Here is a 7988-nt window from a genome sequence, read left to right as displayed (position 1 = left end):
AGATACAGCCAAGCTCAAGACGAAGGCCGTCAAAGAAGGCAACGAATGGGTCATTACCGGTCAAAAGCTCTGGACCTCCCGCTTTGACTACACCGATGCGTTCATGGTGTTCGCACGCACCAGCGCTCCGAAGGATCCGGCCAAGCCACACCAGGGCATCTCGGCGTTCCTCGTCGACAAGCGTCTGGTCGATCCGAAGCAGTACACCAGCCGCAAGATTGACGTGATGTTCAACCATCACACCTTCGAGGTCTTCTACGACGGCATGCGAGTGCCGGAATCTTCGCTCATCGGCGAGGAAGGCAAGGGCTTCAAGTACCTGCTCGATGGCCTGAACGCCGAGCGCATCATCATTGCGTCGGAAGCTATAGGCGACGGCCGCTGGTTCGTCGAGAAGGCGGTCAACTACGCCAAGGAGCGCGTGCTGTTCGGCAAGCCGATCGGTGCCAACCAGGGCGTGCAATTTCCCATCGCGCTCGGCTACGCGCACCTCGAGGCGGCCGATGCGCTGCGCTGGAAGGCTGCCGAGAAGTTCGACCGAAATGAACCTTGCGGCGGCGACGCCAACATCGCCAAGATGCTCGCGTCGGATGCCTCGTGGGAACTCGCCAACGTCTGCATGCAGACGCACGGCGGCTTTGGGCTGGCGCGCGAATATCACATCGAACGGCGATTCCGGGACACGCGTGTGTTCCAGATTGCGCCGATCTCTCCGAACATGGTCCTGAACTACGTCAGCCAGCACGTGCTGGGTCTGCCTCGGTCATACTGAGCGAGGCGCGACATGAAGGAAGGTCTCTACTTCGAAGAATATACGCCGGAGTGGCGCCATGCGTCCGATGCTGTCTCCATCACGGAGGAGGGAATCTCCCGGTTTGTCGAGCTGCATCGTTTTTTTACGCCGACCTTCACAGACCTCAGCTACGTTGAGTCGTCCAAGGAGTACGGCGCACGCATGTCTCCCGGTCTGCATGTGTTGTGCCTGGCTGAAGGCGCGGTGTTGCAAGCTGGACTTACGCGCCGCCGGGGCATCTTTTTGATGGAGTTGACGCCAAAGTTCCTGAAGCCCGTGTTCGCGGGCGACACGATTGCGGTGCACGTCCGGCTGAAGTCCAAACGGGTGACATCTAAGAAAGACCGCGGCGTCGTCGTCACCGCACATGAAGTCGTCAACGGCAAAGGCGAACTCGTCATGACCTATGACTCGACGCGGATGATCCGCACCCACTCATACGTCGAGACGGCCGCGAGTTGAACAGAAAACAAGGAGTACCACAGTGCAAGCCACTTTGCCGCAACCAGTCGCAAACGCCGACTCGCTGCCGTACTGGAACGCCGCGCGCGAGCGCCGGCTCGTCATCCGCAAATGCAAGGCCTGCAGCGAGCTGCATTTCATGCCGCGCCACCTATGCCCCGTGTGCTGGTCGGACCAGCTCGAATGGATCGAGGCGAAGGGTACTGGGCAAGTGCACAGCTTCAGCGTGATCCACCGTGCCTCGGACCCCGCGTTCGCGTCGCGCGTGCCCTACGTCGTCGCACTCGTCGAACTCGATGAAGGGCCACGCATGATGGCCAACATCATCGGCGAAGGTGCATTGCTCGTCGCGATCGGGGATCCGGTGATGGTCACTTTCGAGGATCGAGGCGGTGGTGCCATGCTCCCACAATTCGAGCGCGTCGTTGCACAAGGGGGCAAGGCATGAAGACGCCAACCTCCCTTAAGAACAAGGTCGCGATTGTCGGGGTCGGCGAATCGGAGATCGGCCGCGTGCCCCACATGTCCGGGCTGGGCCTGAATGCGCAGGCGGCCAAGCGTGCGCTCGACGACGCGGGGCTCAAGGTCTCCGACATCGACGGATTGCTGACGGCCTATTCGTTCACCGAGCCCTACTTCATGCTCGGCTCGGTCTTGTGCGAATACCTCGGCCTCAAGCCCCATTTCAATGCTTCGATGGTCGTGGGCGGCGGTAGCCCCGCCGTCATGCTCAAGCATGCCGCCGAAGCGATCGCGGCCGGCCAGGCGGAGACCATTCTCGTTTGCGCCGGTGAGAACCGCGCGACGGGCCAGTCGCGCGACGCAACCGTCAACACGCTGCTTGCGGTGGGGCATCCGTACTTCGAGCAACCCTACGGCGGATCGATTCCAGGCTACTACGCAATGGTCGCGAAGCGTCACATGCATGTGTACGGCACCACGCGCGAGCAGCTCGCGCATGTGGCTGTGCAGACGCGCAAGCATGCGCTCCTGAATCCGAATGCCCATATGAAAAAGGGCGTGACGCTGGATGAGGTGTTGGGCGCCAAGCCGATCGCKGATCCGCTCGGCATGCTCGACTGCTGCCTTATCTCCGACGCGGGCGGCGCATTCATCGTCACCTCTGCGGAGCGGGCGCGCGATCTCAAGTGCAAGCCCGTATACCTGCAGGGAATCGGCGAGTACCACACGCACGAGCACCTGATGTGTGCGCCGAGCCTCACCGAATTCGGCGCCACCGAGTCGGGTCGCATCGCCTACGAGATGGCCGGTCTGGGCCCGCGCGAGATCGATCTCGCCGAGCTGTACGACTGTTTCACGATCGTGCCGATCATCGAACTCGAAGAACTCGGCTTCGTGAAGCCGGGCGAGGGCGGCGCTTTCTTCGCGGAAGGCCATGCAGCCATCGGCGACAGGCTGCCGGTCAATACGCACGGCGGGATGCTGTCCCACGCCCACGCGGGTGCGGCAGGCGGGCTGTTCGGCATCGTTGAGGCGGTTCGGCAGTTGCGCGGAGGCCTCGGCGATCGCCAGGTACATGGAGCCGAAGTCGCGCTCGTTCACAACGAAGGCGGAATCCTTTCCTCGCACTGCACCGTGATCCTCGCCAACGACAAGGGCTAAGAGGCACCGCACTCCCCTCTCCAAAGGACCACTATGACCATCGTTTCCACGCCGCGCGGCAAGTACTTCGAGGACTTCGAAATCGGACAGGAGTTCATCAGCCCTGCGCGCACCATCACCCTCACGGACATCGTGAACTTCGCGTGCCTTTCTGGCGACTTTAACGAAGTCCATACCAATTTTGAATACTGCAAGACCACGCCCTTCGGCGAACCCATTGCTCACGGCCCGTTGGTGTATGCCGTGATGGCCGGCCTGCAATACGCCAGCGGCATCAACGACGGCACGTTGATCGCGCTGTTGCAGAACGACGGGTGGCGGATGCTGGTGCCCGTCAAGCACGGCGACACGATCCGGGCTCGGGTGCGGGTGCTCGAGAAGAAAGAGACGAGCAAGCCCGATCGCGGCGTGGTCGTGGTCCAGCGCGAGGTCGTCAAGCAAGATGGCGTTGTGGCGCAGGAAATGCGGACGACCTTCCTCTATCGCCGTCGCCCGAAGGATTAAACAGTGTCTCGCTCCGATACCGAACTTCCCCTGCACGGACTGCCGGAGCGCTCTGCTCCTGCACTGGATCTACTCGCAGGTGTCCGCGTCCTCGACCTGACCTCGTCGATCGCCGGCCCTTACGCGGGTCAATTGCTAGCCGACATGGGCGCTGCCGTCGTGAAGGTGGAGAAGCCAATCAGCGGCGATGATGCGCGCGCCTGGGGTCCTCCATTTCTGCACGGTGAGTCGCTCTGGTTCATGAGCGTGAACCGTGGGAAGCACAGTTTGACGCTCGACATCGCCGCGCCGGAAGGGCAAGAAGTGCTCAAGCAACTGGTGGCGCAGTGCGACGTGATCCTGCTGAACCTGGTGGCGCGCGCTCAGCGCAAGTTGGGGCTGGACGCGGCGACGCTCAGGCAGCTGAACCCGCGCCTCATCCACGTGTCCGTGAGCGGCTTCGGCCTGCAGGGCAGCCGGGCGGATCTTCCGTGCTACGACCTGATCGCCGAGGGATATTCCAGCGTGATGGATCTCACCGGCGAACCAGAGAACGGTCCGCAGAAGGTTGGCACGCCGGCGGCCGATCTGTTGGCGGGCAGCGACGCGGCAATGGCCGTACTGGCCGCGTTGCTGCGGCGCGAGCGCGAGGGCAAGGGCTGCGACATCGACATCTCGATGGTGGAAAGCATGTCGCGCTTCATGACGCCCAAGCTGATGCCCTATCTGGGCTCGGGCGAACTGGCACGCCGTGCGGGCGGGCGCGACAGCGTCATCGCGATCTACCAGGTCTTTGAGACAGCCGACGGCCCGATGACGCTCGGACTCGGCAACGATGGGATCTGGAAGCGCTTCTGGGAGGCCGTTGGCCAGCCCGAGGTTGGCGCCGATCCCGCTTTCGCCAGCAATGCTCAGCGCCGTGCGAAGCGCGACGACATCGTGAAGCGCATCAGCGGGATCCTTCAAACGCAGCCACATGAGCACTGGGTCGCGCTGCTGGCCAAGGCCCGCGTGCCGGCAGGTCCGATCCAGCGGGTGGACGAACTCGCGCAGGATCCGGCGCTGCACGAGTCCGGCTTCATCTATCGCACGCAGGGTCCCGACGGGGACATCCCGCAGGTGGGATTGGGAATTCGCTTCGACGGCCGCACCGAAGGCACGGGGGCGCCACCGCCCAAGCTGGGCGCGCAGACCGACCAGATTCTTCGCACATGGCTGGAATGCGATGCCGCGCGCATCGACCAGCTCCGCACCCAACAGATCATTTGAGAGGCACGACACCATGAACTTCGAGGAAATCACCTACCGTGAAGAAGGCCCCATCGGCATCCTCACAATGAACCGTCCCGACGACGGCAACATGTTCACCGAGCAGATGTGCCACGAGATCCGCGACTGCATCAACGAGATCCGCCGCGAGACCCGCACCCGCGTGATCGTGCTCACCGGCGCTGGCGATAAATTCTTCTGCACCGGCGGTCGAAAGGACGGCATGGAAGCGACGAGCCTCTATGCCGGCACGCTGCCAACGTTGGAGATGTACGAGTCAATCGACCGGCTGCAAAAGCCCGTCATTGCGATGGTCAACGGCTTCGCGGTAGGCGGGGGCAACGTCCTGCACGTGGTGTGTGACATGACCGTCGCCAAGGAAAGCGCCGTCTTCCGCCAGGTTGGCCCGATGGTCGGCAGCTTCGACGGCGGCTACGGCACCTGGTACCTGGAAGACCTGATCGGGAAGAAGCGCGCGAAGGAGATGTGGTACCGCAATCCCAAGCTCACCGCGCGGGAGGCGCTTGAGTGGGGCCTGGTGAACCACGTCGTTCCGGACGCCGAACTGTGGGATTTCACCCGAAAGATCGCTCTGGAGATTGCCGACCGCGGCGCCTTCGCACTGGCCTCGATCAAGGCCTCGTTCAATGCCCGCCACGGGGGCGTGAGTGGCTTGTCGCGCATGGCGCACGACCTGTTGCTGCGCGGCTACTTAGAGTCCAAGGAGTCCAAGGAGTTGGCGGCCTCTTTCGCCGAGCGGCGCAAGCCCGACAGCGACAAGTTCGGTCACTGAGCCAAGACGTGGGACACCAAGCCATGGCGCACCTGCTCACGCTGCACGACCCGGCGACCGCCAGGAAGAACTACCTCGCGGGCATCTGGCAAACGGACACCATGTACTCGCTCGCGCGCAGGCATGCGACGGAGCGTGGAAACGCGCATGCGGTACGCGACGGCGCAAGGCGGCTGACCTGGAGCGCGCTGGTGGCCTGGGTGGACGCGGTGGCTGCCGACCTGCATGCCGCGGGCCTGCGCGCCGGAGACCGAGTATCGATCTGGCTGCCGAACCGGCTGGAGAACGTGGTCGTGTTCCTCGCCTGCTCGCGCAACGGCTACGTATGCAATCCATCTCTGCACCAGAACTACACAGTGGCGGAGATCGTGACACTGCTGTCGCGCATCGAATGTCGCGCATTGTTCGCGCAACCGGGCTGGGGCGCGGACGCAGGAGGCGTCGACATCTTCACGCGGGCAAGGGAGCTGGGGCACATGAAGCGCCTGTACGCGTTGCCGGCGTTGCGTGCGCCTGACGCGCAAATGCCCGCCGGAGCGCACTCGATGCCGATGCCGTCGCGGCCCGCTCGCGTGCCGGCGCCGGCTGCGAGCACGCACCCGGACCAGATCGTCTATCTCGCTTTCACCAGCGGTACGACCGGTGCCCCAAAGGGGGTAATGCACAGCGACAACACGCTGCTGGCCAACGGCCGCGCGATGGTGTCGGACTGGTCGCTCGATGAGAAGACCGTATTGCTTACATTGAGCCCGATGAGTCACCACATCGGAACGGTGGCGCTGGAACAGGTGCTGGTTGCCGGATGTGAGCTCGTCATGCACGACCCGTCGGCCGGGACCACACCCTCCGACTGGATCGAAGAAACAGGGGCTACCTATGTGATGGGCGTGCCGACTCACGCGATGGACGTGCTGGCCGACGCGAAGAAGCGCGAAACGACACGTCTCGGCGCGGTCAAGGTCTTCTACATGGCCGGCTCGCCGATTCCCACAGAGACCGCTCGCCAGCTGCTCTTGCTGGGCGCGAAGCCGCAGAACGTATACGGCATGACCGAATGCGGCTCGCACCAGTACACGAAGCCAGCGGACCCGGTCGCGGCGATCACGGGCACGTGCGGAAAGGCTTGCGCGGGCTACGAGATTCGCCTCTGGCACCCGGAGAACCCGGACATCGAGGTGGCGCGCGGCGTGGTGGGCGAGATCGCGGGCCGTGGCGGCCTGCTGATGCTGGGCTACTTCAACAACCAGGCTGCGACCGAGAACTCGTTCAACCGCAGCGGCTGGTTCCTGAGCGGAGACCTCGGTCGCTTCGACGATGAAGGCAACCTGGAAATCGTCGGTCGCAAAAAAGACCTGATCATTCGTGGCGGGCACAACATCCATCCGGCGCACATTGAGGAATATGCGCACCGCCACCCCGGCGTGCGCAAGGCCGCAGCGTTCGGCGTGGCCGACGAGCGGCTTGGCGAGAAGGTGTGCTTGGCGATCATCGGGCAGAACCGTGTACCGGCGGCCGATGAGCTGCTGCAGCATCTCGCGCACGAGGGCCTGTCTAAGTTCGACATGCCCGAATACTTCGTCGTCGTGCAGGAGTTTCCGCTGACCGCCAGCGGCAAGATCCTCAAGCGCGAACTCGTCCAATGGGTGACTAGCGGCCGCCTGCAACTCGAACCGGTGCGCTACCGCGCGCGGGCGACTGCCCAATGATCGATCTCTCGCATGACGACGAATTCGCCGTCCTCACCATCCGGCGGCCGCAGGCGCTCAATGCGCTCAGCTTCGAGCTGATTGGCCAGATCGGCGAATGCATCAAGCAAGCTGGCCGAACGAAGGCGCGCGCGCTGATCATCACGGGCGAAGGCGAGAAGGCCTTCTGTGCCGGCGCCGACATCAAGGAACTGCAGCAGCGCGAGCTCGCAGCACAGCGCGAAGGCGCGGAGCTGGGCCAGTCCGCGTTCGCGCTGCTTGATCGACTTCCCATTCCTTCGATCGCGTTGATCAATGGCTTCGCCTTTGGGGGAGGATGTGAACTCGCGTTGGCTTGCACGCTGCGCATCGCATTGCCCAATGCCAAATTCGGCTTGCCAGAAGTCAAGCTGGGCCTGATTCCGGGTTACGGCGGAACGCAGCGATTGCCGCGACTGGTGGGGCAGGGCCGCGCGTTGGAGATGGTGATGACTGGCCGTACCGTCAATGCCGAGGAAGCCCTGGCCATCGGCTTGGTCAACCGCATCGTGGAGGCGCCCGGGCTGGTCGCCGCCAAGGCGTATGCCCGCGAATTCAGCGGCCACGGCCTAAGAGCACTGCAGTTCGCCCGCGAGGCGGTACAGCGTGCTTTGGACATGCCATTGCACGAAGGGTTGCGCGTCGAAGCAGATCTCTCCACCCTGGCGTATCGCACCCGCGATGCCGAGGAAGGCATGCAGGCCTTCGTCGGGAAAAGGAAGGCGGAGTTCCGCGATGAATGAACGCGAGTGCATCGTCGTCACCGGCGCGAGCCGTGGGATTGGGGCTGCCATCGCGCTGGCGTTGGCGGAACAGGGTCGCCACGTGGCCTGCCTCTCCC

General features: G+C 63.6%; 9 protein-coding genes. All 9 read left to right on the top strand.

Translation table 11 applies throughout. The features are described 5' to 3' along the window. Positions 1-772 (top strand): acyl-CoA dehydrogenase family protein (locus AC1DY5_RS33395; protein ID WP_478118497.1); only part of this gene is annotated, 772 nt, incomplete at its 5' end. Positions 773-784: 12 nt separating this feature from the next. Further along, the gene (locus AC1DY5_RS33390) at positions 785-1255 is read left to right on the top strand and encodes a MaoC family dehydratase (protein ID WP_478118495.1); all 471 of its coding nucleotides are present in this window, start codon (positions 785-787) and stop codon (positions 1253-1255) included. A gap of 22 nt (positions 1256-1277) precedes the next feature. Then, complete coding sequence (locus AC1DY5_RS33385; protein ID WP_478118493.1) at positions 1278-1703, top strand: Zn-ribbon domain-containing OB-fold protein; 426 nt, start codon at positions 1278-1280, stop codon at positions 1701-1703. Then, positions 1700-2878, top strand: a complete 1179-nt coding sequence (locus AC1DY5_RS33380) for a thiolase C-terminal domain-containing protein (RefSeq protein ID WP_478118491.1) — start codon at positions 1700-1702, stop codon at positions 2876-2878. The genes AC1DY5_RS33385 and AC1DY5_RS33380 overlap by 4 nt, the downstream gene beginning before the upstream one ends. A gap of 33 nt (positions 2879-2911) precedes the next feature. Continuing rightward, entirely contained in the window at positions 2912-3382 is a 471-nt protein-coding gene (locus AC1DY5_RS33375; RefSeq protein ID WP_478118489.1) for a MaoC/PaaZ C-terminal domain-containing protein, read from the top strand. Between the two features lie 3 nt (positions 3383-3385). After that, entirely contained in the window at positions 3386-4630 is a 1245-nt protein-coding gene (locus tag AC1DY5_RS33370; protein ID WP_478118487.1) for a CaiB/BaiF CoA transferase family protein, read from the top strand. Positions 4631-4643: 13 nt separating this feature from the next. Next, complete coding sequence (locus AC1DY5_RS33365; protein WP_478118485.1) at positions 4644-5423, top strand: enoyl-CoA hydratase-related protein; 780 nt, start codon at positions 4644-4646, stop codon at positions 5421-5423. A gap of 23 nt (positions 5424-5446) precedes the next feature. Further along, a complete protein-coding gene (locus AC1DY5_RS33360) occupies positions 5447-7129 on the top strand; it encodes a class I adenylate-forming enzyme family protein (protein ID WP_478118483.1) in 1683 nt (560 codons plus the stop codon). Next, positions 7126-7890, top strand: coding sequence for an enoyl-CoA hydratase/isomerase family protein (locus AC1DY5_RS33355; protein WP_478118481.1), 765 nt, complete (start codon positions 7126-7128; stop codon positions 7888-7890). Before AC1DY5_RS33360 ends, AC1DY5_RS33355 begins: the two co-directional genes overlap by 4 nt. Positions 7891-7988 lie beyond the last annotated feature (98 nt).

It is taken from the genome of Variovorax sp. P4_D9, assembly GCF_056401695.1.
This window is presented reverse-complemented; position numbering and strand designations above follow the sequence as displayed.

Bases quoted from the DNA above. Each gene is read 5' to 3' on its own strand.
- AC1DY5_RS33365 (WP_478118485.1), top strand. From the start codon at position 4,644: ATGAACTTCGAGGAAATCACCTACCGTGAAGAAGGCCCCATCGGCATC.
- AC1DY5_RS33390 (WP_478118495.1), top strand. From the start codon at position 785: ATGAAGGAAGGTCTCTACTTCGAAGAATATACGCCGGAGTGGCGCCAT.
- AC1DY5_RS33375 (WP_478118489.1), top strand. From the start codon at position 2,912: ATGACCATCGTTTCCACGCCGCGCGGCAAGTACTTCGAGGACTTCGAA.
- AC1DY5_RS33360 (WP_478118483.1), top strand. From the start codon at position 5,447: ATGGCGCACCTGCTCACGCTGCACGACCCGGCGACCGCCAGGAAGAAC.
- AC1DY5_RS33355 (WP_478118481.1), top strand. From the start codon at position 7,126: ATGATCGATCTCTCGCATGACGACGAATTCGCCGTCCTCACCATCCGG.